Annotated in this window: 25 protein-coding genes; 10 read left to right on the forward strand and 15 right to left on the reverse strand. The window is 49.1% G+C overall.

Annotated elements, in window-relative coordinates; translation table 11 throughout:
- The first annotated feature begins 155 nt into the window (after window positions 1–155).
- Window positions 156–302 (forward strand): hypothetical protein, encoded by a 147-nt coding sequence (locus HV127_RS24435; protein WP_182239405.1) that lies wholly within the window; start codon window positions 156–158, stop codon window positions 300–302.
- A gap of 90 nt (window positions 303–392) precedes the next feature.
- Here the strand turns inward: HV127_RS24435 and HV127_RS24440 are convergent, their stop codons facing one another.
- A complete protein-coding gene (locus tag HV127_RS24440; protein WP_182239407.1) occupies window positions 393–626 on the reverse strand; it encodes a hypothetical protein in 234 nt (77 codons plus the stop codon).
- Between the two features lie 269 nt (window positions 627–895).
- On the reverse strand, window positions 896–1,654 hold the full coding sequence (locus tag HV127_RS24445) for a YdiY family protein (protein ID WP_110275668.1): 759 nt from the start codon (window positions 1,652–1,654) through the stop codon (window positions 896–898).
- A gap of 288 nt (window positions 1,655–1,942) precedes the next feature.
- Between HV127_RS24445 and pfkB the strand changes: the two genes are divergently transcribed.
- From pfkB to HV127_RS24460, 3 genes are all read left to right on the forward strand, one after another.
- The gene (pfkB, locus tag HV127_RS24450) at window positions 1,943–2,875 is read left to right on the forward strand and encodes a 6-phosphofructokinase II (protein WP_182239409.1); all 933 of its coding nucleotides are present in this window, start codon (window positions 1,943–1,945) and stop codon (window positions 2,873–2,875) included.
- Window positions 2,876–2,967: 92 nt separating this feature from the next.
- The gene (gene ghoS / locus HV127_RS24455; RefSeq protein WP_182239411.1) at window positions 2,968–3,252 is read left to right on the forward strand and encodes a type V toxin-antitoxin system endoribonuclease antitoxin GhoS; all 285 of its coding nucleotides are present in this window, start codon (window positions 2,968–2,970) and stop codon (window positions 3,250–3,252) included.
- Between the two features lie 106 nt (window positions 3,253–3,358).
- Entirely contained in the window at window positions 3,359–4,231 is an 873-nt protein-coding gene (locus HV127_RS24460; protein ID WP_182239414.1) for a fructosamine kinase family protein, read from the forward strand.
- Window positions 4,232–4,243: 12 nt separating this feature from the next.
- On the opposite strand, the gene tonB is transcribed toward HV127_RS24460, so the two are convergent.
- Complete coding sequence (gene tonB, locus HV127_RS24465) at window positions 4,244–4,969, reverse strand: TonB system transport protein TonB (RefSeq protein ID WP_112213402.1); 726 nt, start codon at window positions 4,967–4,969, stop codon at window positions 4,244–4,246.
- Between the two features lie 211 nt (window positions 4,970–5,180).
- Between tonB and HV127_RS24470 the strand changes: the two genes are divergently transcribed.
- A complete protein-coding gene (locus tag HV127_RS24470; RefSeq protein ID WP_110275659.1) occupies window positions 5,181–5,477 on the forward strand; it encodes a YciI family protein in 297 nt (98 codons plus the stop codon).
- Between the two features lie 56 nt (window positions 5,478–5,533).
- Here the strand turns inward: HV127_RS24470 and HV127_RS24475 are convergent, their stop codons facing one another.
- The gene (locus tag HV127_RS24475; protein ID WP_130624366.1) at window positions 5,534–5,707 is read right to left on the reverse strand and encodes a YciY family protein; all 174 of its coding nucleotides are present in this window, start codon (window positions 5,705–5,707) and stop codon (window positions 5,534–5,536) included.
- A 143-nt stretch (window positions 5,708–5,850) separates the two neighbouring features.
- Here HV127_RS24475 and cls point away from each other — a divergent pair, with 143 nt between their 5' ends.
- Window positions 5,851–7,311 carry a cardiolipin synthase gene (gene cls / locus HV127_RS24480; RefSeq protein WP_181485884.1) on the forward strand — a complete coding sequence of 487 codons (1,461 nt, stop codon included), beginning with the start codon at window positions 5,851–5,853 and terminating at the stop codon, window positions 7,309–7,311.
- A gap of 34 nt (window positions 7,312–7,345) precedes the next feature.
- On the forward strand, window positions 7,346–7,675 hold the full coding sequence (locus tag HV127_RS24485) for an HI1450 family dsDNA-mimic protein (RefSeq protein ID WP_110275588.1): 330 nt from the start codon (window positions 7,346–7,348) through the stop codon (window positions 7,673–7,675).
- A 191-nt stretch (window positions 7,676–7,866) separates the two neighbouring features.
- Here the strand turns inward: HV127_RS24485 and HV127_RS24490 are convergent, their stop codons facing one another.
- From HV127_RS24490 to HV127_RS24520, 7 genes are all read right to left on the reverse strand, one after another.
- The gene (locus HV127_RS24490; RefSeq protein WP_182239416.1) at window positions 7,867–8,703 is read right to left on the reverse strand and encodes an ion transporter; all 837 of its coding nucleotides are present in this window, start codon (window positions 8,701–8,703) and stop codon (window positions 7,867–7,869) included.
- A gap of 43 nt (window positions 8,704–8,746) precedes the next feature.
- A complete protein-coding gene (gene oppF, locus HV127_RS24495) occupies window positions 8,747–9,751 on the reverse strand; it encodes a murein tripeptide/oligopeptide ABC transporter ATP-binding protein OppF (protein ID WP_182239418.1) in 1,005 nt (334 codons plus the stop codon).
- Window positions 9,748–10,761, reverse strand: coding sequence for an ABC transporter ATP-binding protein (locus tag HV127_RS24500; protein ID WP_182239420.1), 1,014 nt, complete (start codon window positions 10,759–10,761; stop codon window positions 9,748–9,750). Before HV127_RS24500 ends, oppF begins: the two co-directional genes overlap by 4 nt.
- A gap of 11 nt (window positions 10,762–10,772) precedes the next feature.
- Complete coding sequence (gene oppC / locus HV127_RS24505) at window positions 10,773–11,681, reverse strand: oligopeptide ABC transporter permease OppC (RefSeq protein ID WP_110275584.1); 909 nt, start codon at window positions 11,679–11,681, stop codon at window positions 10,773–10,775.
- Between the two features lie 14 nt (window positions 11,682–11,695).
- A complete protein-coding gene (gene oppB, locus HV127_RS24510) occupies window positions 11,696–12,616 on the reverse strand; it encodes an oligopeptide ABC transporter permease OppB (protein ID WP_110275583.1) in 921 nt (306 codons plus the stop codon).
- A gap of 84 nt (window positions 12,617–12,700) precedes the next feature.
- Window positions 12,701–14,332, reverse strand: a complete 1,632-nt coding sequence (gene oppA / locus HV127_RS24515) for an oligopeptide ABC transporter substrate-binding protein OppA (RefSeq protein WP_182239422.1) — start codon at window positions 14,330–14,332, stop codon at window positions 12,701–12,703.
- A gap of 750 nt (window positions 14,333–15,082) precedes the next feature.
- Window positions 15,083–15,730: a YchE family NAAT transporter gene (locus HV127_RS24520; RefSeq protein ID WP_110275581.1), complete on the reverse strand. Its 648-nt coding sequence runs from the start codon at window positions 15,728–15,730 to the stop codon at window positions 15,083–15,085.
- A 477-nt stretch (window positions 15,731–16,207) separates the two neighbouring features.
- Here HV127_RS24520 and adhE point away from each other — a divergent pair, with 477 nt between their 5' ends.
- Complete coding sequence (gene adhE, locus HV127_RS24525; RefSeq protein ID WP_182239424.1) at window positions 16,208–18,883, forward strand: bifunctional acetaldehyde-CoA/alcohol dehydrogenase; 2,676 nt, start codon at window positions 16,208–16,210, stop codon at window positions 18,881–18,883.
- A 177-nt stretch (window positions 18,884–19,060) separates the two neighbouring features.
- Here the strand turns inward: adhE and tdk are convergent, their stop codons facing one another.
- Window positions 19,061–19,678 (reverse strand): thymidine kinase, encoded by a 618-nt coding sequence (gene tdk, locus HV127_RS24530; RefSeq protein ID WP_110275756.1) that lies wholly within the window; start codon window positions 19,676–19,678, stop codon window positions 19,061–19,063.
- 558 nt (window positions 19,679–20,236) lie between these two features.
- On the opposite strand from tdk, the gene hns reads away from it, so the two are divergent.
- Complete coding sequence (gene hns / locus HV127_RS24535; RefSeq protein ID WP_041146073.1) at window positions 20,237–20,644, forward strand: histone-like nucleoid-structuring protein H-NS; 408 nt, start codon at window positions 20,237–20,239, stop codon at window positions 20,642–20,644.
- Between the two features lie 136 nt (window positions 20,645–20,780).
- Here hns and galU read toward each other — a convergent pair whose 3' ends face one another.
- The 3 genes from galU to rssA form a co-directional block, all read right to left on the reverse strand.
- Window positions 20,781–21,683: a UTP--glucose-1-phosphate uridylyltransferase GalU gene (gene galU / locus HV127_RS24540; protein ID WP_112213394.1), complete on the reverse strand. Its 903-nt coding sequence runs from the start codon at window positions 21,681–21,683 to the stop codon at window positions 20,781–20,783.
- Window positions 21,684–21,879: 196 nt separating this feature from the next.
- Window positions 21,880–22,893, reverse strand: a complete 1,014-nt coding sequence (rssB, locus tag HV127_RS24545; protein ID WP_182239426.1) for a two-component system response regulator RssB — start codon at window positions 22,891–22,893, stop codon at window positions 21,880–21,882.
- 89 nt (window positions 22,894–22,982) lie between these two features.
- Entirely contained in the window at window positions 22,983–23,882 is a 900-nt protein-coding gene (gene rssA / locus HV127_RS24550; protein WP_182239428.1) for a patatin-like phospholipase RssA, read from the reverse strand.
- Window positions 23,883–23,993: 111 nt separating this feature from the next.
- Here rssA and HV127_RS24555 point away from each other — a divergent pair, with 111 nt between their 5' ends.
- Window positions 23,994–24,452: a YchJ family protein gene (locus HV127_RS24555; RefSeq protein ID WP_112213391.1), complete on the forward strand. Its 459-nt coding sequence runs from the start codon at window positions 23,994–23,996 to the stop codon at window positions 24,450–24,452.
- Window positions 24,453–24,494: the final 42 nt, after the last annotated feature.

Consider the following 24,494-nt stretch of genomic DNA (forward strand, 5'->3'; position numbering starts at 1 on the left):
ATAATTATCAACAAGTTCAGACCCGGTTCCCGCTTCACTCTGCGAAATATGCGCACGACCGTTTACCGAATCGTACCCACCCGCAGTCGCCTGTTGATAACACCGACTGTTAGTTTACACATCATTACTGTGTGATTAAAGTCGCATGAGACTAAATGGTTATTGTTGATGGAAAAACAAGAGGTGGCAGCCCAAAAAAACGCACCCTATTTGATTTGATGATATGCGAAAAAAGAAACGGTATTGGTATGATAAAAACCAAGTGTGATAATGAGAATTTAACACAACAAATGGATGTTTAACAAAAAATGCGGAAAGCAAAACCGGTACATCATTACCCGGCTTGCTGCTTTACGAAATAATGAAATATAAATGATGTGTTAGATGAAATATCAGGACCACTCACCGGCAACAAGCTTGTGCACATCAAAAGCATCATTCATTGATTGACCCGTTGATTGGGAACCTGGAGCAATATTGGAGCCTGCTTCAACATCAGTCGCTTTAGCAATGCCAACTTGAGTATGGTCGTTGTTGGCTGGCTGTGGAGCCGTGTTAGCAGCAAATGTGCCAAAGGATAGCGTGCACAGCATCACAGCCGCGATTGCGATTTTGTTATTTTTCATGATAGTGATTCTCTTATTTGTTTCAGCTAATTGAACGGAGGCATTATCTCCGTCAGTGCTAAACAGTATAGATCCAGATCACATTCTTGTCCGACTAAATATTTATCTTTTCGTGTCAAATTAACTGCATATTTGTCAACAAAAAGACAATTATGAGGAAATTATGAAGGCAATTTCTTTTTATAAAAAATAAAACGAAAGGCCAAAAATAATAATGTCACTTATTGCTAAATTTAAAACAATCAGGCCGGAATACCCGGCCTGAAATATTACATTTTATAACCAAGCGACAGAGTAGTACGTCTATCGGTGTGCGCTGGCGCTGAGGACGGCGGTTCAGAGTTCCAGGTCAGGTTATAGGCTACTTTAAGAGCAAAATGTGCATTGATAGCAACATTTAACGCGCTTTCCGTGTTGAGTGTCGTATCTTCAGAGCCGAAAACTGAAACACCCTGTGTAAATTTGGTGGTATCGGTCATCTGCCACGCATAGGTACCAGAAGCATAGCCCAGCGGCTGAGTGTCGTTGTCACCATCGGTATACTCGTCATAACGTACGCCAGGACCAAATTCAAAACGCAGGCTGTGTACCGGGCCATTGAGGATTTGCCGACCATAACCCGCAGTGAGCACATCACGCTGCTGATAACCGTTATAACGATCCGTCAACCAGCTCGCCTGGCCAAAAATATAATTCTGATCGGTCAGGTTATAACGACTACGCCCGCCTACCGCGTACTTTTCCGAAGAGCGTTGATCGTTTGACGATGTGTTGCTGGCATTCCCCCAAAGTGACCACGCTGTAGTATTACCATACCAGGTCAAAGTAGAGTCCGCAGTCATCGAGGAACTTTTCGTATTGCCGGACTGCGCCAGATAACCAGCGTTAACAGTACCTTCGAAAGGTTTTTTGGCAGTGGAAGGGTCATCCATGACAGTAAAAACGGAATCATCGGCCATTGCGCATGTAGATGCAAAGAGCCCCCCCGCCAGCATTGCCGCTGCGGGTACTGTCTTCAAAAGCTTCATTTAATTTAAAGTCCGTACAACATAAAAGGAGACCTGGATGGTCCCGGGAGCTTTCGCGAGGATCGCTGATTGCCGCTCCTGGAAAGGGGCTAAATTATAAAAAAGCACGATTAACTTAGCAATCAATTACTATTTCATTTTTTGTATAAGAGGCTTCTCAAAACAATTTTTATTTCATAAAGATAAAAAGAGATGCTGGTGCAAATGTCACTCGTTACTTTCCCTGCCCTCCTTTAAGTGCCATGCTTAAAAACAGAGCAGCTAAATTCGTATTATGGAGGAAATTGGATGACCAAAATCTATACGCTCACATTAGCCCCTTCGCTCGACAGCGCAACGCAGACCCCGCAAATCTACCCGGAAGGCAAACTACGCTGTAGTGCTCCCGTTTTCGAACCTGGCGGCGGCGGGATAAATGTTGCGCGAGCCATTACTTTTCTTGGCGGCAGCGCTAGCGCAATATTCCCCGTCGGCGGCGCGACGGGAGAACATCTCACCGCCCTGCTGACCGCTGAACATGTTCCGGTAGAGACAGTTGAAACGTATGACTGGACGCGACAAAATCTTCATGTGCATGTGAATACCAGCGGTGAACAGTATCGTTTCGTCATGCCAGGAGCCGCGTTAACCCAGGAAGAGTTCCATCGTCTGGAAGAAAAAGTTCTCGCCATCTCACCCGGGTCCCTGCTGGTTATCAGCGGCAGTCTGCCACCAGGCATCAGCGTCGAAAGCCTGACAAAGCTGGTCAAAAACGCTCAAAAACATGGGCTGCGCTGTATTATCGATAGCTCCGGCGAAGCCCTCACCGCCGCACTCGATGTTGGCAACATTGAATTGGTTAAGCCGAACCAGAAAGAATTGAGCGCCCTCGTCCAACGAGATCTCAACCAACCAGATGATGTACGTAAGGCGGCCCAGGAGTTAATTCGCACCGGCAAGGCTCTTCGCGTTGTGGTCTCTTTGGGGCCGCAGGGTGCGTTAGGTGTAGATTCCAGCGGCAGCGTGCAGGTCGTACCGCCGCCGATGAAAAGCCAGAGCACCGTCGGCGCCGGAGACAGTATGGTCGGCGCAATGACCCTGCGACTGGCGGAAAATGCCACTCTTGAAGATATGGTGCGTTTTGGCGTTGCTGCCGGTAGCGCCGCAACGATTAACCAGGGAACTCGTCTTTGCTCGCTGGAGAATACGCAAAAAATCTACGACTATTTGCGCGGTCAGTAAATGCCTGCACTCCCTCTGAGTCTCCAGAGGGAGTCGCCAAATTATCATGATGGTCTATGCTAAAAATTTCATGAATAACAATAGGGTGAAAAATGAGTAGCGAAATTATTGCCTGGGTCATCACAGCACGCTTTCACGAACAGACGTTAACTGAAATTAACGAACTGAGTAATCACCTCACCCGAGCCGGATTTAGCCTTGTTCTGAACGATGATGAAGGCGCTCCACATGAACTTGGGACCAATACTTTTGGCCTTCTTTCACCGCAGAACGCAGAAGAGGTCAAAGCTTTAAGCGCCGGTTTAGCCGAAACCGCCCTGGGAAGACCTATCGAAATAACCGTCACCACATTTGATCAGTGGTTGAAAGCTCAATAAGTGCGATTAGCGCAGTAGAAACCGTCAGTTGTGCGTCAGTTCGAATTTTACACCGGGGTTATGCGCTAACCTTATGAAATGGTGGAAAACATAGGGGAGAGACAGCATGTGGCAAGCTATCAGCAATTTGTTAAGCGATTGGCACACTGAAGCAGCTGAAATCGAACTGCGAAACGAACTACCTGGTGGAGAAATCCATGCAGCCTGGCATTTACGCTTTGGTGGGCGAGATTACTTCGTAAAATGTGATGAACGAGAGCTTTTGCCCATCTTCACCGCCGAAGCAGATCAGCTTGAGCTGCTGTCACGAAGTAAAACCGTTAACGTACCGCAGGTTTTTGCTGTCGGCAGCGACCGGGATTACAGTTTCCTGGTGATGGAATATCTCCCTCCCCGGCCACTGGATGCGCATAATGCTTTCCTGTTAGGTCAACAAATCGCGCATTTACATCAATGGAGCGATCAGCCGCAGTTTGGTCTCGATTTTGATAACGATCTTTCTACCACCCCACAGCCAAACGCGTGGCAGCGCCGCTGGTCTACTTTCTTTGCTGAGCAGCGCATTGGCTGGCAGTTGGAGTTAGCCGCCGAAAAAGGTCTGCATTTTGGCGATATTGATACTCTCGTCGACACTGTACAACAGCGGCTGAGCAATCATCAGCCACAGCCATCATTACTTCACGGTGATTTATGGTCTGGTAATTGTGCGCTAGGGCCGAATGGACCTTATATTTTCGACCCGGCCTGCTATTGGGGCGACAGAGAGTGCGATCTGGCTATGCTGCCGTTACATGTTGAACAACCACCGCAAATTTACGACGGCTATCAATCCGTTTCACCGCTGCCGTCCGGCTTTCTCGAACGTCAACCCATCTACCAGCTATATACATTGCTGAACCGGGCGATTCTGTTTGGTGGACAACATTTGGTCACGGCGCAGAAAGCGCTTGATGATGTATTAATGGAAAAGGCCCCTTAAGGGGCCTCACTCTTAGCTAATCTTCACGCCTTTCAGACGGAACTGAATGGTCATGGTGATGCCAGTACCCGGTTTACCTGCTTCATAGCGCCATTTACGTAAAGCGCTCTTCACTTCACGCTCAAACATATTAGCTGGCTGAGCGGAGAGGATCTGCACGTTATCCACACGACCGTCCGGCGTAACATCAAATTTAACGCGAACATCACCCTCAATGCGCAGCGCCTGGGCACGAGCTGGATAGGTCGGTTCTCCGCGGCTTAACGCTCGTGGACCGGTCGGGGCCGTAACGGTTGGTTTAGCGGTTGCGGTCGATGTACTTGGTGCCGTGCGCGCTGGTGCCGTATTTGAGTTTTCAAACGGCGATGCAGGGCGCGTTTCCGCTGGTTTCACATCACGCTTTGGCTGCTCAACCTTTTTTTCCGGCTTCGGTTTTGGTTTTGGCTTCGGCTTGGGTTTATGGATCACAACCGGTGCCTCTTTTGGCGGTTCAGGCACCACTTCCGGTTCAGGCTCCGGCTCAACTACGGGTTCAACCACCGGCTGCGCCGCCTGAGGCGGTTCCAGATCGGCCGGGGCCACCATTGTAATTTCGATAGGCTGCGAAGGCGAAGGTCGTTCAATAACCTGATGTACCGAAGTATACAGCAACGCCGCTACAACACCTCCGTGGATAACCACGGACAGTAGCGTAGGCCACGGAAAGCGGCGAGGTAAATCAAGGGTCATTGCGCTCATAGTCGTTTCTGTTGAAAAATGATGCCCCGATTTTAAATGCAAATAGCAATCATATTCAACTAGGGTTGTTATCTTGCATCAAAATTTGCCCCCTTTTCTGACAAAAAGGCGCCAGAGCATGGCAATCTAAGGGTCGTGCGCATCTTTGCATTGCAGTCAACGACGGTTTCACTTAACGTGATTCGCCAATTTATTAATAAGGAGCCATGCCGTGCTTTACGTTATCTACGCTGAAGATATCGCCGACTCTCTGGAAAAACGATCGTCGGTACGTCCCGCGCACCTGGCGCGTTTACAACTATTACATGATGAAGGTCGTTTGCTGACCGCTGGCCCAATGCCTGCTGTAGACAGTAATGAACCTGGCGTGGCTGGCTTTACCGGTTCAACGGTTATTGCAGAATTTGAATCACTGGAAGCGGCGCAATCATGGGCCAATGATGACCCATATATCGCTGCCGGGGTTTATCAGAAAGTGTCCGTTAAGCCTTTCAAAAAGGTATTCTGAAACAAGACCCTGACCAAAAACAGAGGCACCGCAAGCGGTGCCTTTTGTTTCGACTCTCAAAACTCAGAGAAAGTGAACAGCAGGGAATGACGTTGCCGTTTCACCAGCTCTTTTCTGATGGAGAGGATGCGCATATTGCGACGCGATTGGCCTTCCAGCCAGCGTGTTTTACGGCGACTCACCTGTCTTAGCATGCGCCAGCGCCCTACTTCCGTTCTACTACGCTTCATTGCTACTACTCTACGAGTGAAAACAGCCAGCATTATAGACCGATGAATCTGGGTGACCAACGCTTTCGCTGCGTTTTTATTTGCCAGATTGATGTTGATGCGTAAACTCATGACATAAAGTCATTCAAAAGGATTTTTCATCTATGACAACCTTTTACACAGTGGTTAACTGGCTGGTCATACTCGGTTACTGGCTGCTGATCGCTGGTGTAACATTACGCATACTAATGAAAAGACGTGCAGTTCCGTCAGCAATGGCGTGGTTGCTGATCATCTACATCCTTCCGCTTGTGGGAATCATTGCCTATCTCTCGTTTGGCGAGCTGCATCTGGGTAAACGCCGCGCTGAGCGCGCTCGCGCAATGTGGCCTTCGACGGCCAAATGGTTAAAAGATCTCAAAGCCTGCAAACATATCTTTGCCGATGATAATAGCCCGGTCGCCGAATCGTTATTCCAACTCTGCGAGCGCCGCCAGGGCATCGCTGGCGTTAAAGGCAACCAGCTTCAGCTACTCACCGAATCAGATGACGTTATGCAGGCGCTTATCCGCGACATTCAGCTTGCTCGTCACAATATTGAGATGGTGTTCTATATCTGGCAGCCCGGTGGTATGGCCGATAAAGTCGCGGAATCGTTAATGGCAGCGGCTCGACGCGGCGTACACTGCCGTTTAATGCTCGACTCCGCGGGTAGCGTGGCTTTTTTCCGCAGCCCGTGGGCCGCCATGATGCGCAATGCGGGGATTGAGGTTGTCGAAGCGCTGAAGGTAAACCTGATGCGCGTCTTTCTACGTCGTATGGACCTGCGTCAACATCGCAAAATGGTCATGATCGATAACTATATTGCTTATACCGGCAGTATGAATCTGGTTGACCCTCGTTTCTTTAAACAAGACTCCGGCGTGGGTCAATGGATTGACCTGATGGCGAGAATGGAAGGCCCGGTGGCAACAGCCATGGGCATCGTCTATTCCTGCGACTGGGAAATTGAGACCGGAAAACGGATTTTACCACCGCCGCCAGACGTGAATATCATGCCGTTCGAAGAGGCCAGTGGGCATACAATTCATACCATCGCTTCCGGCCCGGGTTTCCCGGAGGACTTGATTCATCAGGCTCTGTTGACCGCCGCCTATGCGGCCAAAGAGCATTTGATCATGACCACTCCCTACTTTGTGCCCAGTGACGATCTGCTGCATGCTATCTGTACTGCCGCCCAACGCGGTGTCGATGTCAGCATCATTTTGCCACGCAAGAACGATTCGCTGCTGGTCGGCTGGGCCAGCCGCGCTTTCTTTAGTGAACTGCTGGCGGCAGGGGTGAAGATTTACCAATTTGAAGGCGGACTGCTGCATACCAAAAGCGTATTAGTTGACGGCGAACTCAGTCTGGTCGGTACCGTGAATCTCGACATGCGCAGCCTGTGGCTTAACTTCGAAATTACGCTGGTGATCGACGATGCCGGATTTGGTAGCGATCTGGCGGCAGTTCAGGACGACTATATCTCCCGCTCGCGCCTGCTGGACGCCCGGTTGTGGTTAAAACGTCCGCTGTGGCAACGAATCGCCGAGCGACTGTTTTACTTCTTCAGTCCGTTGCTGTAAAACGTGCCAATCAGATGTTTAATGGGTAGCAATCATGGATATGGATTTAAACAATCGCCTGACCGAAGACGAAACGCTTGAACAAGCTTACGATATCTTCCTGGAACTGGCTGTCGACAACCTCGACCCGGCAGATGTCATTCTGTTCAACCTACAATTTGAAGAACGCGGCGGTGCCGAGCTGTTTGACCCGGCTCCTGATTGGGAAGAACACGTCGATTTTGACCTCAACCCGGATTTTTTTGCCGAAGTGGTGATTGGCCTGGCCGATACCGATGGCGGTGATATTAACGATATCTTTGCCCGCGTGCTGCTGTGTCGCGAAAAAGACCACAAGATTTGCCATATTCTGTGGCGTGAATAAGCATCATCTCAAACACGTAGCAATATATACCCGTCATACTTCAAGTTGCATGTGTGTTGGCTGCGTCAGCTCACCCCAGTCACTTACCACAGTAAGCTCCTGGGGATTCTCTTCCTTGCCGCCTTCCTGCAACTCGAATTATTTAGGGTATAGAAGAAACCTGCCCGTTTCACCGCGGCAGGTTTTTTTATTTAATCAGGTAACTCACTTCCGCAGGCATTGCAATAACGGGCATTTTTATCATGCGTATTGTGCCGACATTTCGGACACACGCGCTGAGTGCGGCGGTTCTGAAATGCGGTAGTCATATGGGTGGTAATCAAACCAGTTGGAATCGCAATAATAGAGTAGCCGATTAAGATAAGTATCGATGCCAGAATGCGCCCCACCGGCGTATGCGGGGTGATATCGCCATACCCCACCGTCGTTATCGTCACAATCGCCCAGTAGACCGACGCATTCAGCGTGGTAAAGCCATATTTTGGCCCTTCAATCAGATACATCAGCGAGCCAAAAATAACCATCACGATGGCGATAAACGAATAAAAAAGAATCAATTGATGGCGAGCGCTAACGATAGCGGCCCAGAAAATATTCAGCGACGGCATAAATCGCAGCAGTTTAAGAATACGCAACGCGCGGATAGCGCGCATCGCCCGCCAGGCAAACACATATTCAATGCTGATTTCAGGCCACAGCCACATAACGTAGAGCGGCAAGATCGTCGCCAGATCGATAATTCCCCAAAAGCTGAAAATATACTTTATTGGGTTGGGCCAACTGACGATACGCAGAAAATATTCGAGGGTAAAAACAGCCGTCACAAAAAACTCGAGCCAGACGAAAATATGCCATTCGTCTAAAGTCAGGTGATATTGCGTACCCAATCCGGACTCAATAAAAATCACCAGCACGCTGAGCAGCGCAAAAACGCCGCAAAGGCCTTCAAAATGGCGACCAGTGCGTCGGTTTTGATCGAAAAGTAAATGGTACAGCCGCAAACGTGCGGCATGAATATTGACAGCCACGTTAACCTCACAAAAAAAGGCTGACCTGCGTCAGCCCCAGAGATTATAACGGGTCTACCTTCAGGCAGGAAACTGCATGTCGAAAACTGCCTTCCAGCACCGGTCGCGTTTTCGCGCATTCCGGCCCGGCAAGCGGACAGCGCGTACGAAATACGCAGCCCGAGGGCGGGTTAATCGGCGACGGTAATTCCCCTTCCAGCAGTTGGATAGTCTTGTTTCTTTCCAAATCAGGATCAGGAACCGGCACCGCCGACATCAGCGCTTTGGTATAAGGATGCAGCGGATTATGGTACACCTCATCGTAAGTGCCCAACTCCACGGCATGCCCCAGATACATCACCAGCACGCGGTCAGAAATATGCTTGACTACCGCCAGATCGTGAGCGATAAAAATCAGCGAAAGACCCATTTCACGCTGCAACTGCTGAAGAAGATTCACCACCTGCGCCTGAATTGACACGTCCAGTGCCGAAACCGGCTCATCACAGATAATTAACTTAGGCTCAAGGATCAGCGCGCGCGCAATGCCGATACGTTGGCACTGGCCACCGGAGAATTCGTGCGGATAGCGGTTAATCAGGTTTGGCAGCAGCCCCACTTTCATCATCATCGCTTTAACCCGGTCGCGAACTTCCTGACGCGGCATTTTAGGATGATAAGTACGCAACGGCTCGGCAATGATTTCCCCGATAGTCATTCGCGGGTTCAGCGACGCCAGCGGATCCTGGAAGATCATCTGAATATCGCTACGCACATCGCGCCACTCATCAGATTTCATTCCCAGCAGATCTTTGCCCAGCCAGGCAACCTTACCGTCAGTCGCTTTCACCAGGCCAATAATGGCTCGCGCAAAGGTTGATTTTCCACAACCTGACTCTCCGACCACGCCCAGCGTTTCACCTTCGTACAGGCGCAAAGTTACGCCATCTACCGCCTTGAGCGTTTTTGACGGCTGCCAGAACCACTGTTTACCGTCTTTAATATCAAAGTGCACTTTCAGGTCGGCAATTTCGAGCAGGACTTTTCTTTGTTCCGTTACGGCGTTCATAGCAAATCCCCCACCGGTTGAAAGCAGGCACGCAGGCGGCCTGGCGCGAACTCCTCAAGAGGCGGAGCGCTATTACAAATCTCCATTGCATGCGGGCAACGCGGCTGGAACGGACAGCCCTTTGGCAAACGCAGCAGGTTCGGCGGGTTGCCCGGAATGGTCAACAAGGCGTCACCTTCGGCATCCAGACGCGGAACCGCATTCAACAGACCAATTGAATAAGGGTGCGACGGATGATAAAAGACGTCGCGCGCCTGACCATATTCCATGGTGCGGCCAGCATACATCACCAGCACCTTATCGCAGATCCCCGCCACTACGCCGAGATCGTGGGTAATCATAATGATCGCGGTATTGAACTCGCGCTTGAGTTCATTCAGCAACGTCATAATTTGTGCCTGCACGGTCACATCCAGCGCCGTTGTCGGCTCATCGGCAATCAACAGCTTAGGCCGACACAGCAGCGCCATCGCTATCATGACGCGCTGGCGCATCCCGCCGGAAAACTCGTGTGGATACATTTTCATCCGTTTACGCGCTTCCGGCATTTTGACCGCATCCAGCATTTTAACCGACTCTTCAAACGCTTCGGCTTTACTCAACGCTTTATGCAGCATCAGGACTTCCATCAGCTGTTCGCCTACCCGCATATACGGATTGAGCGACGTCATCGGGTCCTGAAAAATCATTGAGATCTGCTCGGCGCGTAGCTTATTCAACTCACGTTCCGGAAGGTTCAGGATTTGCTTGCCGTTAAAGGTCGCTGAACCGCCAATGCGACCATTTGCCGCCAGCAGGCCCATCAGCGCAAAAGCGGTTTGCGACTTACCAGAACCGGACTCACCCACGATGCCTAAGGTTTCCCCTGCCCGTAGATTAAAGTTGAGATCGTTGACCGCAGTAACATCGCCATCGGGAGTGCCAAAGGTGACGCGAAGGTCTTTAACATCCAGAAGCAGGCTGGATTGTTGTGCTACCTGCGGCGCTTTTGCCGTTTCAATCGTACTCATGACGGCGCTCCTTAGCGGTCTTTCGGGTCGAGGGCATCACGCAAGCCATCGCCGATAAAGTTAAAACAAAATAGCGTTACCACCAGGAAACCGGCAGGGAACAGCAGCAGCCATGGCGATACTTCCATCGAGTTCGCGCCATCGCTGAGCAACGCGCCCCAGCTGCTTAGCGGCTCCTGGGTACCAAGACCAAGGAAGCTCAGGAAGGATTCGAACAGGATCATGCTCGGGACCAGCAACGAGGCATACACCACCACTACACCAAGCACGTTCGGCACAATATGGCGGATAACAATGTTACCTGTTGAGACTCCACCGACCTGCGCTGCTTCAATAAACTCTTTGCGCTTCAGGCTCAGGGTCTGGCCGCGAACGATACGCGCCATATCCAGCCAGGAGACCATCCCAATAGCGACGAAAATGAGCAAAATATTCTGGCCAAAGAAGGTCACCAGCAGAATGACGAAGAACATAAACGGGAAAGAGTTGAGGATTTCCAGCAGACGCATCATCACCGAGTCCACTTTGCCGCCCAAATAACCGGAAAGCGAGCCGTAAAGCGTGCCAAGAATCACCGCCACCAGCGCCGCAGCGACGCCGACCATTAATGAAATACGCCCGCCGATCGCCACACGCACCAACAGGTCGCGGCCAGACGAGTCGGTACCGAAGTAGTGAGCAGACTCCATATCAGGTGCGCTGGACATCATGCCCCAATCGGTATCGTAGTAGGAGAACTGCGACACCATCGGGGCGATGGTGACAAACAGCGCGATAATTACCAACACGATCAAGCTGGCAACAGCAGCACGGTTATGCATAAAGCGGCGGCGGGCGTCCTGCCAGAGGCTGCGCCCTTCGACTTCCAGCTTTTCACTGAAGTTTTCCAGCGCCTCGTTGTTTTTCTTACTTAACATCATGGCGAACCCCAGCGTTAATAACGAATCTTCGGATCGATAACGGCATAAAGCACGTCAACAACCGCGTTAAACAGAATGGTCAATGCGCCAACCAGAATGGTCAGGCTGAGCACTAGCGAATAATCGCGGTTCAGCGCGCCGTTGACGAACAGTTGGCCAATACCCGGCAGACCATAAATGGTTTCGATAACCATCGAGCCAGTAATAATGCCGACGAAGGCAGGTCCCATATAGGAAAGTACTGGTAACAGTGCGGGTTTTAAGGCGTGACGTAGAATGATGCGGCGCATCGGTAAGCCTTTTGCCCGCGCGGTACGGATGAAATTAGAGTGCAGGACTTCAATCATCGAGCCGCGAGTGATACGCGCAATACTGGCGATATAGGCCAGCGACAGTGCGACCATAGGCAAAATCATGTATTGCAGCGCCCCGCCGTTCCAACCACCACCCGGCAGCCAATGCAGAGTAATAGCAAATATCATCACCAGTAAGGGCGCGACTACGAAACTGGGTATCACGACCCCGGTCATTGCCACCCCCATCACGGCGAAGTCCCATTTCGTATTCTGTTTTAGCGCCGCAATAACTCCGGCAGTGACGCCAAGAATTACCGCCAGGAAAAACGCGGCAAAACCTAATTTGGCAGACACCGGGAAGCTGGAAGCCACCAGATCGTTTACCGAATAATCTTTATATTTAAAGGAAGGACCGAAATCACCATGCGCCAGTTGCTTCAGGTAATTGAAATACTGGGTCATGATGGGGTCGTTTAAATGGTATTTTGCTTCAATATTCGCCATGACTTCCGGCGGCAGCGTACGTTCACCGGTAAAAGGACTACCCGGCGCAAGACGCATCATAAAGAAGGAGATTGTAATTAGAATAAATAGCGTCGGAATCGCTTCCAGACAGCGACGAAAGATAAATTTTAACATTGCCCGTACCTTCTGGCCTGTGCCTATCGAGTGCGATGAATTCAGACACGGTGGGGCAAGCGCTGCCTGCCCCACGATTTGCCATTAATGTTTGATAATATAAAGGTTCTTAACGTAGATATTATCTAACGGGTCTTTACCTGTGTAGCCGCCGACCCAAGGTTTAACCAGGCGGGCGTTGACATAATAGAAGACCGGGACGATGACGGAGTCTTTGTCCAGCTGCTGCTCAGATTGTGCATAGAGGTCTGCACGCTTCGCTTCATCACTGGTTTTCAGCGTTTCAGCAATAATCTTGTCAAAAGCCGGGCTCTTATAATGCGAGGTGTTGTTTGAGCTGTCGCTCAGCATGGTGTTCAGGAAGGATGTCGGTTCGTTATAGTCCGCACACCATCCGGCGCGCGCAATATCAAAGGTGCCCTGATGGCGATTATCGAGGAATGTTTTCCACTCCTGATTCTCCAGCTTCACGTTCGCGCCCAGATTTTTCTTCCAGATAGACGCGACGGCGATAGCCAGCTTTTTATGCAGATCGGAAGTGTTATAGAGCAGGTTAAAGGTCAGCGGTTTATCAGCGGTATAACCTGCTTCGGCGAGTAATTTTTTCGCTTCTTCGTTACGTTTTTCCTGCGACCACTTGAACCACTCAGGTTCAACCAGTTTCATACCATCGGTATATGGCGGGGTGTAGCTATAGGCTGGCAGATCGCCCTGATTTTTTACTTTATTGACAATAATGTCGCGATCCAAAGCCATTTTCAGTGCGGTTCGTACACGAACATCGGTAAACGGTGCTTTCTGGTTATTGATTTCGTAGTAATAGGTGCACAGATACGGATCGACGTGAACTTCTTGCGGGATCTCTTTTTTCAGCTTCTGGAACAGTTCGATCGGCATGTTGTTATAGGTCATGTCGATTTCACCGCTACGGTAGCGGTTTACGTCTGTAACTTCAGAAGAGATCGGCAGATAGGTGACCTGATTAATCACGGTTTTGGCGTTATCCCAATAATTGGTATTACGCTCCAGCACAATACGCTCGTTGACGACCCAATCTTTTAATTTATATGCGCCGTTGCTAACGATATTGGCAGGTTGGGTCCATTTCTCACCAAACTTCTCAATCGCGGCTTTAGGTACTGGGGAGACGGATGGGTGAACGAGAAGTTTATAAAAGTATGGTACGGGTTCGCTGAGTGTAACTTCGAAAGTATGATCATCCAGCGCTTTTACGCCCAGATCGGTCGCTGGTTTTTTGCCGCCGATAATTTCGTCAACGTTGGCCACATGACCATATTGTAGGTAGCTTGCATAAGGAGATGCTGTTTTCGGGTCAGCCAGGCGCTGCCAGCTATAAACGAAATCTTGTGCCGTAACCGGCGTGCCGTCAGACCACTTTGCATCTTTTCGCAGATGGAAGGTCCAGACTTTAAAATCTTTGTTGTCCCATTTTTCCGCAGCGCCAGCAACCGGATGACCGTCAAGGTCGCTTACCAGCAGTCCCTCAAATAAATCCCGGCTGATATTAGATTCCGGCACACCTTCAATTTTGTGCGGATCAAGAGACTGGACTTCGGATCCATTGTTACGCACTAGCGTTTGTTTATCCGCCAACTGTACTCCTGCGGGTACATCTGCCGCTATGGCAGCGTTAACGGTAATTAGCGCAGATAATACGCCTGCGGCTACCAGGCTTTTTTTCGTGATGATGGTCATGTGTTTGTTACTCCACTCATTATAATTACTGGCTATATAACCAGCCTGCTTTTCTCTTTTAGGATTCTGTACAGTGCAGGAGTTTATGCTGCTGTCAGATTGTACTGCTTGCTATCACCGACTTATTTTATTACGACCGCTCAAACGGCAGTCTTGACGTCGATTCTTCCCCTCCCTGTCCGGAGGCGGTTTTAAATCGCAATGAGTTAGTTAATAAAAATTCTCATTTAAGTTTATATTCTGCTAAAGATCACGCCGGAAAGTACCAAAAGGCCTTCTCGTCCGCCAATGCAATTTGCAAATATGTTACCGGATTCTCTTTTATGATCTCCCGGAAGGCAGAGCATAAAATTCCCCCTGTAAAGAAAAAGTTATAAAACCATTATCTATCATGTGCATACAAAAAAATTACTGTTTTACATACCGAGCAATACTGAGAAGGTGCTTTTTTGTACGAAAAATTAACAATTGTTTATTATTTAGCACATTCATCTGCCTCATCGGTGAATTTACTAATATCATTTCAATTATCTGACGGCAAGCACCAGAGAATGATGTGACGAAAATAACAGTAACTAATGTGAGTGGATAGCGAGGGGAATGGCAGGATAAGTTCGTAACAGACTGATAAAAAACAAAAATGCGATTATATTAAAAAAAGTTATTTTACGTGTTCATATAACGTTTTTTGATATGCTTTGCTAATAATTAAGCAACCGCGGGGTTTTGCCCCGCGTGCAGAAGCGCAGATTAATTCACTAGTCCAGGGAAGAGTGCTTTTATCCCGGTGACAATAAACTCGATCCCGAGGGCCATAAGTAGCAGCCCCATAATACGGGTAATCACGTTAATTCCCGTTTGCCCCAACAGGCGAACCAGCCAGGGAGCCATACGGAAAATCCCCCAGCAGCATAAAGCGAAAAGCGCAATTGCGACCGAAAAGCCCAAAAAATGCGCAACGCTATGATAACGCGTACCCCAGACGATCGTTGAACTAATAGCCCCCGGTCCGGCCATCAGAGGCAATGCCAGCGGTACCACACCGATACTCTCGCGGATCGCCGTTTCTGACTTCTCTTGTTTGTTCTGCTTATCCTCACCGAGCTTGCCGCTAATCATCGACATCGCAATAGTGACAACCAGAATCCCACCAGCAATACGGAAAGAATCGATGGAAATACCAAAGACCTGCAGAATACCATCCCCCAGAAACAATGAGGTCAACAGGATAATGGCGACAGAGAGGTTAGCCGTCAGATTGGTCTTGTTACGTATCGCCGCCGTCTGATAACTGGTCATGCTAATAAAGACAGGGATGATGCCCACCGGGTTTACCAGCGCGAATAGCCCGATGAAAAATTTGAAATAAGCTGAAAAATCAAACAACGGTTGAATCACAGTGCGCTCCGCAGCATCATTAAAAATGGCTGTTGACAGTTGCCAGCATAAAATATCCGCGAAAAGATACGCTGTTTAATAGCATAATTCATCTCAATTATGCATAAGGTCACAATAAAGCTCGGATGTTATTTATTTGTTTTCATAATGCTATTTATTCATTCAATTAGCATACCGAATCATTACACATGCCCTGAAAGGTCAAAAAACGAGCAGCTGAAAGGTATCAGCTTCGTCGATTATTGATTTAGATCACATAATTTGTACTCAGAAGTGAGTAATCTTGTTTACACACAACAGGGAGGGAAAACAGCGGTACCTGAAAGAAAAAACCAGAGCTTTTTTAGTTAATCAATGAAGTCAGAAGCGAAAAATTCTTTACATTAACATTTAGATGCAAGCTGTTAACAGCCTGTCTATACTGTCGAATCGAGCTACTGATTTACTAAAAAAGTTTAACATTATCAGGAGAGCATTATGGCTGTTACTAATATCGCAGAGCTTAACGCACTTGTAGAGCGCGTAAAAAAGGCCCAGCGTGAATATGCCAGTTTCACTCAAGAACAAGTCGATAAAATCTTCCGCGCCGCCGCACTGGCCGCCGCAGACGCTCGAATCCCTCTCGCTAAGATGGCCGTCGCCGAATCCGGCATGGGTATCGTCGAAGACAAAGTGATTAAAAACCACTTCGCTTCTGAATACATCTATAACGCATACAAAGATGAAAAAACCTGCGGTGTGCTGTCTGAAGACGACACTTTCGGTACTATCACTATCGCTGAACCTATCGGCATTATCTGCGGCATCGTCCCGACAACTAACCCGACTTCAACCGCTATCTTTAAATCGCTGATTAGCCTGAAGACCCGTAACGCCATCATTTTCTCTCCGCATCCGCGTGCTAAAGAAGCCACTAACAAAGCGGCTGATATCGTTCTGCAGGCCGCAATCGCTGCCGGTGCGCCGAAAGACCTGATTGGTTGGATTGATCAACCTTCCGTTGAACTGTCCAACGCACTGATGCATCACCCTGACATTAACCTGATTCTCGCGACCGGCGGTCCGGGCATGGTTAAAGCGGCATACAGCTCCGGCAAACCGGCAATCGGCGTTGGCGCAGGTAACACCCCTGTTGTTATCGACGAAACCGCTGATGTTAAGCGTGCTGTCGCTTCTGTACTGATGTCTAAAACCTTCGACAACGGCGTAATTTGTGCTTCCGAGCAGTCCGTTGTTGTTGTTGATTCCGCATACGATGCAGTTCGTGAACGTTTCGCCAGCCACGGCGGCTACCTGCTGCAGGGCAAAGAGCTGAAAGCTGTTCAGGACATTATCCTGAAAAATGGCGCGCTGAACGCCGCTATCGTTGGTCAGCCGGCGTATAAAATCGCTGAACTGGCTGGTTTCACCGTACCGGTTGCCACCAAGATTCTGATTGGTGAAGTTACCGACGTTGATGAAAGCGAGCCGTTTGCACACGAAAAATTGTCTCCGACCCTGGCAATGTACCGTGCGAAGAATTTCGAAGACGCTGTTGTTAAAGCTGAAAAACTGGTGGCGATGGGCGGTATCGGTCATACCTCTTGCCTGTACACCGACCAGGACAACCAGCCAGAACGTGTTGCTTTCTTCGGCCAGATGATGAAAACCGCGCGTATCCTGATCAACACTCCGGCTTCTCAGGGTGGTATCGGCGACCTGTACAACTTTAAACTCGCACCTTCCCTGACTCTGGGTTGTGGTTCATGGGGTGGTAACTCCATCTCTGAAAACGTTGGTCCTAAGCACCTGATCAACAAGAAAACCGTTGCTAAGCGAGCTGAAAACATGTTGTGGCACAAACTTCCGAAATCTATCTACTTCCGTCGTGGCTCATTGCCAATCGCGCTGGATGAAGTGATTACTGATGGTCACAAACGCGCGCTGATCGTGACCGACCGCTTCCTGTTCAACAACGGCTATGCAGACCAGATCACTTCTGTACTGAAAGCGGCTGGCGTTGAAACTGACGTGTTCTTCGAAGTTGAAGCTGACCCGACTCTGACCATCGTTCGTAAAGGTGCAGAGCTGGCGAACTCGTTCAAGCCAGACGTGATCATTGCGCTGGGCGGCGGTTCCCCGATGGACGCAGCGAAAATCATGTGGGTCATGTACGAACATCCAGAAACCCACTTCGAAGAACTGGCGCTGCGCTTTATGGACATCCGTAAACGTATCTACAAGTTCCCGAAAATGGGCGTCAAAGCTAAAATGGTGGCGATCACCACCACTTCCGGTACTGGTTCTGAAGTCACTCCGTTTGCGGTTGTTACCGACGATGCCACAGGTCAGAAATATCCGCTGGCAGACTACGCGCTGACTCCTGACATGGCGATTGTTGATGCCAACCTGGTTATGGATATGCCGAAATCACTGTGTGCTTTCGGTGGTCTGGATGCGGTAACTCACGCCCTGGAAGCTTATGTTTCCGTACTGGCTTCTGAGTTCTCCGACGGTCAGGCTCTGCAGGCTCTGAAACTGCTGAAAGAAAACCTGCCAGCGTCCTACCATGAAGGTTCTAAGAACCCGGTAGCGCGTGAACGCGTTCACAGTGCAGCAACCATCGCGGGTATTGCGTTTGCTAACGCCTTCCTGGGCGTATGTCACTCCATGGCGCATAAACTGGGTTCACAGTTCCACATTCCTCACGGTCTGGCGAACGCCCTGCTGATCAGCAACGTTATTCGTTATAACGCGAACGACAATCCGACTAAACAGACTGCATTTAGCCAGTACGACCGCCCGCAGGCTCGTCGTCGCTACGCTGAAATCGCGGATCATCTGGGCCTGACAGCTCCGGGCGATCGCACCGCAGCGAAAATCGAAAAACTGCTTGGCTGGTTGGATGAAATTAAAGCTGACCTGGGTATTCCTAAGTCTATCCGTGAAGCTGGTGTGCAGGAAGCTGACTTCCTGGCCCACGTAGATAAGCTGTCTGAAGATGCATTCGATGACCAGTGCACCGGCGCTAACCCGCGTTACCCGCTGATCGCTGAGCTGAAACAGATTCTGCTGGATACTTTCTACGGTCGTAATTACGTCGAAGGCGAAACTGCAGAGAAGAAAGAAGCCGCACCAGCTAAAGCTGAGAAAAAAGCGAAGAAATCTTCTTAATCTGACAGCAGTTTAGAAAGCAATCATCAGCCCCATCCCTGGATGGGGCTTTTTTGTATCTGTCACTCAGCAGCGCACAAATCGCCTCAGGCAACAGGAGTGATTAGTCGAAGGTATGAGTAGCGCTGACATAAAAAAGGCGCCGAGAGAGCGCCTGAGAAGGATTAGCGGTGGGGTTTAGTAAGGGTGCTGTTTGTTCTGCACAAAGGTTAAAGAACCTTCACTTAACGCCTCTTTGTAATGCTTGCGGCAAACGGAAACATAGCGCTCATTACCGCCGATCACCACCTGTTCACCTTCATTGTATGGCCGCCCTTCTTGATCCAATCGCAGAACCATACTTGCCTTGCGGCCACAAAAGCAGATGGTTTTTAATTCAACCAATTTATCGGACCATGCCAGCAAATATTGACTGCCAATAAACAATTCGCCACGAAAATCCGTACGCAAGCCATAGCACAACACGGGAATATCAAGTTCGTCGACGACTTCTGACAACTCATGTACCTGCTCACGGGTCAAGAACTGGCTTTCATCTACTAATACGCAGTGAATAGGCTGACGCGCATGTTCACCTGCAATGTCAGAAAATAATGAAGTTTGAGTATTATACAATCGTGCTGGCGATGAGAGACCAATTCTTGAACTCACCTTCCCGGAACCAAAGCGATCGTCTATCTCCGCCGTATAAACCACGGTACGCATCCCTCGCTCCTGGTAATTGTAGGAAGACTGTAACAGAGCGGTAGACTTACCTGCATTCATTGCAGAATAGTAGAAATAAAGTTGTGCCATCGGCTGCGTGACCCCAATCAATGTGTTTTATCGCAGCCAAATTGTATCATATATTCTCCTTCTATCTGCCCTTTCAGGGCGGGTATTGCGATCAATGTTAAGCCTGCGGATACCTAAAAGATTAAGCATTTTAATAGAAGGACGTGTCTGCTATTCGTACGATCAGGGACACGACGACTTACGGTGCCATTGTCCTTTTGTGCTTATCCGTGTTCCTGCAGGGAGGCTATAACGGACCTGGACAAGTGTTTTATATTAAACATCACCGCAACCACTGAGCTAATACCAAAGATGATATTTATCCATGCGAAGTATAACTTTACTCGCTGAGAATCAGAAAAAGCATACTATCTCAGGGTTTTAGCTTATGGATGCAGCTTTGCTATAAGCAGTAAAGATGTGAACTCACCCGGAAAAATTAACTTAAATTAATTAATTCTCGAGACAAATAACAACTTATTTTGACTTCCTTACATTCTCCCCTATTGCACATCTGATTTTATCGCTCTATTATTAGTCCAACAAACCACCCCACAATATAAGTTTGAGATTACTACAATGAGCGAAGCACTTAAAATTTTGAACAACATCCGTACTCTTCGTGCGCAGGCAAGAGAATGCACACTTGAAACGCTCGAAGAAATGCTGGAAAAATTAGAAGTCGTCGTTAACGAACGTCGCGAAGAAGAAAGCGCTGCTGCTGCGGAAATTGAAGAACGCACCCGTAAACTGCAGCAATACCGTGAAATGCTGATTGCTGATGGTATTGATCCGAATGAACTGCTGAGCACCATGGCAGCTGTTAAAGCGGGTACTAAAGCCAAACGCGCAGCACGTCCGGCTAAATATAGCTACGTTGACGAAAACGGCGAAACTAAAACCTGGACTGGTCAGGGTCGTACTCCGGCAGTGATCAAGAAAGCGATGGATGAGCAGGGTAAATCTCTGGACGATTTCCTGCTGTAATAAGCTATCGTATCCGTTTAAAAATCCCGCTCCGGCGGGATTTTTTTTATCTCTTAATCCAACATACGCCGTACGGGCATAAAAAAACCGGGAAACGAAATCGCTCCCCGGCTTCTTGTAGTACTACAGATAACGATTACTTCGCGACTGCTTTTTCCAGCCAGGTTTTAAATTCTGCGCCCAGTGACTTATGGCGAACGCCATATTCAACAAAAGCTTGCATATAACCCAGTTTATTACCGCAGTCATGACTCACGCCTTTCATATGATAGGCTTCGACCGTTTCTTTTTCGATCAGCATATCAATGGCATCAGTCAGCTGAATTTCATCACCGGCTCCCGGAGGCGTTTTTGCCAGCAGCGGCCAAATATCCGCGCTCAGCACGTAACGACCAACAACGGCCAGATTGGACGGCGCAACGTCCGCTTTTGGCTTTTCGACTACGCCAACCATCGGAACGCTCTCGCCCGGCTGCAGAGGCTGGCCTTTGCAGTCAACAACGCCGTATGCAGTCACGTCCGCAACGGGTTCAACCATGATTTGACTGGCTCCAGTCTCATCAAAACGAGCAATCATTTCCGCCAGGTTATCGCAGGACAGATCGGATTCAAATTCGTCCAGAATAACGTCTGGCAAAATAACCGCGACTGGCTCATCGCCAACAACAGGATGGGCACACAGCACAGCATGACCCAAACCTTTAGCCAGCCCCTGACGAACCTGCATAATGGTAACGTGCGGCGGACAAATAGATTGAACTTCTTCCAACAGCTGGCGTTTTACACGTTTTTCCAGCATCGCTTCCAGTTCAAAACTGGTATCAAAATGGTTTTCGATAGAGTTTTTGGAGGAGTGCGTGACCAGAACAATTTCAGTAATCCCGGCAGCGATACATTCGTTAACAACATATTGAATTAAAGGCTTGTCTACCAACGGCAGCATTTCTTTAGGAATAGCCTTAGTTGCAGGCAACATCCGGGTACCTAATCCCGCAACCGGGATTACAGCTTTTCTTACTTTTGAATTAAGCGCAGCCATTGAAATCTCCTGGACTGTTCGTTTTTTAAACTTTTCGTTAATAAATATCGTCGAGTATATCAGCCTGCTCAGCTAAACCTGGTCTGAAAAGGATTGGATATCCCCGAATTAGGATTTTTACGCATTAAACCCGGCGATAGTACCACCGCAAAAGATCGTGCGGTAACCCTGGCAGAGTTAAAATAAACACAATTGCTCATTCCGCAGACAACATAAGGCGTAAACGTCCACCTGCCCCCCAAATTTGGCACTGCCATGATGTACAGCGTTGACTTATTTGGTTGAGATATGCATTACCTAACGTTCCTAACGGAACCCCGTTACTAATCTGAATTTGGTGCTCGCCTGTATTCAGTGTGCCATTCAAACCAGCAGAAACTAAAATCAAATTTTTCAATCCGCTGTGGTAATACCCTACTAATAATGGGAATTGTCCTGGCAAATTTGCCTGACGGAGCAATTGATTAACCTGTTTTAGCAGACTTCCCATCTCCGGTAAGCGCTGCCCCTGATGAGCTAACTGCTCTTGCAGCAGTCCATTAAACAGTGCTCGCAGCAATAAGGCTGCAAGAACCCCATTATCCCCCGCACGTGTGACATCCAGGCAATAAAACGCCAGATCGTTTTCTGATAACGGTGCAATATCGAGAACCAGTCCAGGCTTATCAGCCGACATAAGCTGGCGATAGTGAATACGGCAATGAGACATCTCCTGTTGAACAGGAGGCTGAAGCTCCTGCAGCAGCCTCGATGCCGCTTTCGGGTCACTGACTAACGCATCCCAGTCCTCAAATAACCGCTCTTCCTCTTCCACTCGTGAATTGAACATGTTGGGATAGAGGCAGGCATAGACCGTTTCCTTAAGACGCTCAAAATCTCTTACTGGCTTTAGCAGGATATCCTGTACGCCAAGGCGCAGCGCTTTAGCAATATCCGCCATATTTTCGGTGGCTGATATCATCAGAATTGGCAGCTGTTCACCCTGATTGCGCAGATGTTCAACTAGCTGCAGACCATTCATACGCGGCATCGAAATATCACAAATCATCAGATCAGGTTTTGAATCGGCCATTTTTTGAAGCGCATCCACCCCATCCTCCGCCTGTACGATAGTCGCACCAAGCGAAGTTAACCAGGTGTGCAAAAGAGAGCGGAAAACGGGTTCGTCTTCAACTATCAGAATCTGTTTACCCGCCAATGGCTGCGTCATGATCTCTCCTCTGGCTGACGATAATGTAATAGTGGCATGCTATTCACGCTATCGCCTGTCAGAATTTACTTAAGTCGGTGTTAAATGCGCTACGCGGGGGTACGCACCAAAGGTAATAGTTCATCCATTTTCTTTTCAACCGCCAGATGACCAGCTGCTATAGCTTCACCGGCTCGATGAAAATCAAGAGTGGAGATTTGCGGGCAAAAGGGTTGTATCAGAATATCCGGCGGATCGCCCGCCATGCGATTTCGCTTAAGGCGATTTTCCAGCACCTGAATAGAAGTGGACATGATCTCCATAGCCGTTGGCGTCACCGTCGCCCGGCGCGAAGTCATGCGCGTCAACCGAGAGCGTATACGAGAATGCCAGGAGAAGTCTTCCTCCTCTTCCGGGCGTCGCGCCTCCATGGATAACAAATCTTGCTGCATCAGATGCGCATCGTGCTGCAAATCAACAGCAATCACAATATCTGCGCCCATTGCGCGAGCCAGTGACACCGGCACGGGATTGACAACCGCGCCATCCACCAGCCAGTAACCATTATGCATCACTGGCGACATCAGGCCGGGCATACTGCAAGAGGCGCGTACCGCAAGATGCAGATCCCCCTCAGTAAACCACAATTCACGACCAGTGCTTAAATTGGTGGTGACGGCCGCAAATCGACGTTCGCAGCATTCAATGTCAGTGGTGGGCATTAGCTGCCGATATTGACTGAACACACGCTCGCCGCGCAGCAATCCGCCGCGTTGCCAGGAGAGATCCATTAACTTCAGAACGTCCCAATTACTAAAGGAGCATACCCATTTCTCCAGTGCAGGAAGTCGGTTGCAAGCGTAGGCTGCGCCTACCAGCGACCCAATAGAACATCCCGCGATGACATCAACGTCTATACCTGCACGCTGTAACGCGTTGATCACACCGATGTGCGACCACCCTCGTGCGGCTCCTGCCCCTAATGCCAGACCAACTTTAAGCTTTCTCATTATTACCGAAACATATCCTTCCACTCCGGGCATGGCATCATCGCCACCGCTCAGTTAACATAAGCACTTTAGCGTAACAACGCTGTTTTTCTCTTTTCCATGGAGGCCGTTTTGTCGCAATTATGCCCCTGTGGCAGCGCTCTGGAGTATAGCTCATGTTGTCAGCGTTATCTGGCTGGCACACAGCTTGCGCCGGATCCGTCACAGCTGATGCGATCCCGCTACAGCGCATTTGTCATGAAAGATGCCGACTATCTGATCAAAACATGGCACCCCTCCTGTCAGGCGCAACAGTTTCGCGCAGACCTGGAGAACGGATTTACCCGAACCCAATGGCAAGGTTTAACCCTCTTTGCCACCGATACTGGCCGCAGTCCTGATGAAGGCTTCGTCAGCTTTATCGCTCGTTTTACTGACGATAACCGCTCCGGGGCTATTATTGAACGATCCAGATTCTTAAAAGAAAACGGACAGTGGTATTATATTGACGGCACACGACCGCTCATTGGTCGAAATGACCCCTGCCCTTGCGGTTCAGGTAAAAAATTTAAAAAATGTTGCGGCCAATAAGCCAGCAGCAGAAATAGCAAACACTACAGGATTTTCCCCGCG

The sequence above is a fragment of the Klebsiella sp. RHBSTW-00215 genome, assembly GCF_014103785.1.
GTDB lineage: Bacteria > Pseudomonadota > Gammaproteobacteria > Enterobacterales > Enterobacteriaceae > Klebsiella.

What these genes read in the sequence shown, in the direction of transcription:
- HV127_RS24435 (WP_182239405.1), top strand. Translation starts at nt 156, where the DNA reads ATGGTTATTGTTGATGGAAAAACAAGAGGTGGCAGCCCAAAAAAACGC.
- HV127_RS24440 (WP_182239407.1), bottom strand. Translation starts at nt 626, where the DNA reads ATGAAAAATAACAAAATCGCAATCGCGGCTGTGATGCTGTGCACGCTA.
- HV127_RS24445 (WP_110275668.1), bottom strand. Translation starts at nt 1,654, where the DNA reads ATGAAGCTTTTGAAGACAGTACCCGCAGCGGCAATGCTGGCGGGGGGG.
- pfkB (WP_182239409.1), top strand. Translation starts at nt 1,943, where the DNA reads ATGACCAAAATCTATACGCTCACATTAGCCCCTTCGCTCGACAGCGCA.
- ghoS (WP_182239411.1), top strand. Translation starts at nt 2,968, where the DNA reads ATGAGTAGCGAAATTATTGCCTGGGTCATCACAGCACGCTTTCACGAA.
- HV127_RS24460 (WP_182239414.1), top strand. Translation starts at nt 3,359, where the DNA reads ATGTGGCAAGCTATCAGCAATTTGTTAAGCGATTGGCACACTGAAGCA.
- tonB (WP_112213402.1), bottom strand. Translation starts at nt 4,969, where the DNA reads ATGAGCGCAATGACCCTTGATTTACCTCGCCGCTTTCCGTGGCCTACG.
- HV127_RS24475 (WP_130624366.1), bottom strand. Translation starts at nt 5,707, where the DNA reads ATGAAGCGTAGTAGAACGGAAGTAGGGCGCTGGCGCATGCTAAGACAG.
- cls (WP_181485884.1), top strand. Translation starts at nt 5,851, where the DNA reads ATGACAACCTTTTACACAGTGGTTAACTGGCTGGTCATACTCGGTTAC.
- HV127_RS24485 (WP_110275588.1), top strand. Translation starts at nt 7,346, where the DNA reads ATGGATATGGATTTAAACAATCGCCTGACCGAAGACGAAACGCTTGAA.
- oppF (WP_182239418.1), bottom strand. Translation starts at nt 9,751, where the DNA reads ATGAACGCCGTAACGGAACAAAGAAAAGTCCTGCTCGAAATTGCCGAC.
- HV127_RS24500 (WP_182239420.1), bottom strand. Translation starts at nt 10,761, where the DNA reads ATGAGTACGATTGAAACGGCAAAAGCGCCGCAGGTAGCACAACAATCC.
- oppC (WP_110275584.1), bottom strand. Translation starts at nt 11,681, where the DNA reads ATGATGTTAAGTAAGAAAAACAACGAGGCGCTGGAAAACTTCAGTGAA.
- oppB (WP_110275583.1), bottom strand. Translation starts at nt 12,616, where the DNA reads ATGTTAAAATTTATCTTTCGTCGCTGTCTGGAAGCGATTCCGACGCTA.
- oppA (WP_182239422.1), bottom strand. Translation starts at nt 14,332, where the DNA reads ATGACCATCATCACGAAAAAAAGCCTGGTAGCCGCAGGCGTATTATCT.
- adhE (WP_182239424.1), top strand. Translation starts at nt 16,208, where the DNA reads ATGGCTGTTACTAATATCGCAGAGCTTAACGCACTTGTAGAGCGCGTA.
- tdk (WP_110275756.1), bottom strand. Translation starts at nt 19,678, where the DNA reads ATGGCACAACTTTATTTCTACTATTCTGCAATGAATGCAGGTAAGTCT.
- hns (WP_041146073.1), top strand. Translation starts at nt 20,237, where the DNA reads ATGAGCGAAGCACTTAAAATTTTGAACAACATCCGTACTCTTCGTGCG.
- galU (WP_112213394.1), bottom strand. Translation starts at nt 21,683, where the DNA reads ATGGCTGCGCTTAATTCAAAAGTAAGAAAAGCTGTAATCCCGGTTGCG.
- rssB (WP_182239426.1), bottom strand. Translation starts at nt 22,893, where the DNA reads ATGACGCAGCCATTGGCGGGTAAACAGATTCTGATAGTTGAAGACGAA.
- rssA (WP_182239428.1), bottom strand. Translation starts at nt 23,882, where the DNA reads ATGAGAAAGCTTAAAGTTGGTCTGGCATTAGGGGCAGGAGCCGCACGA.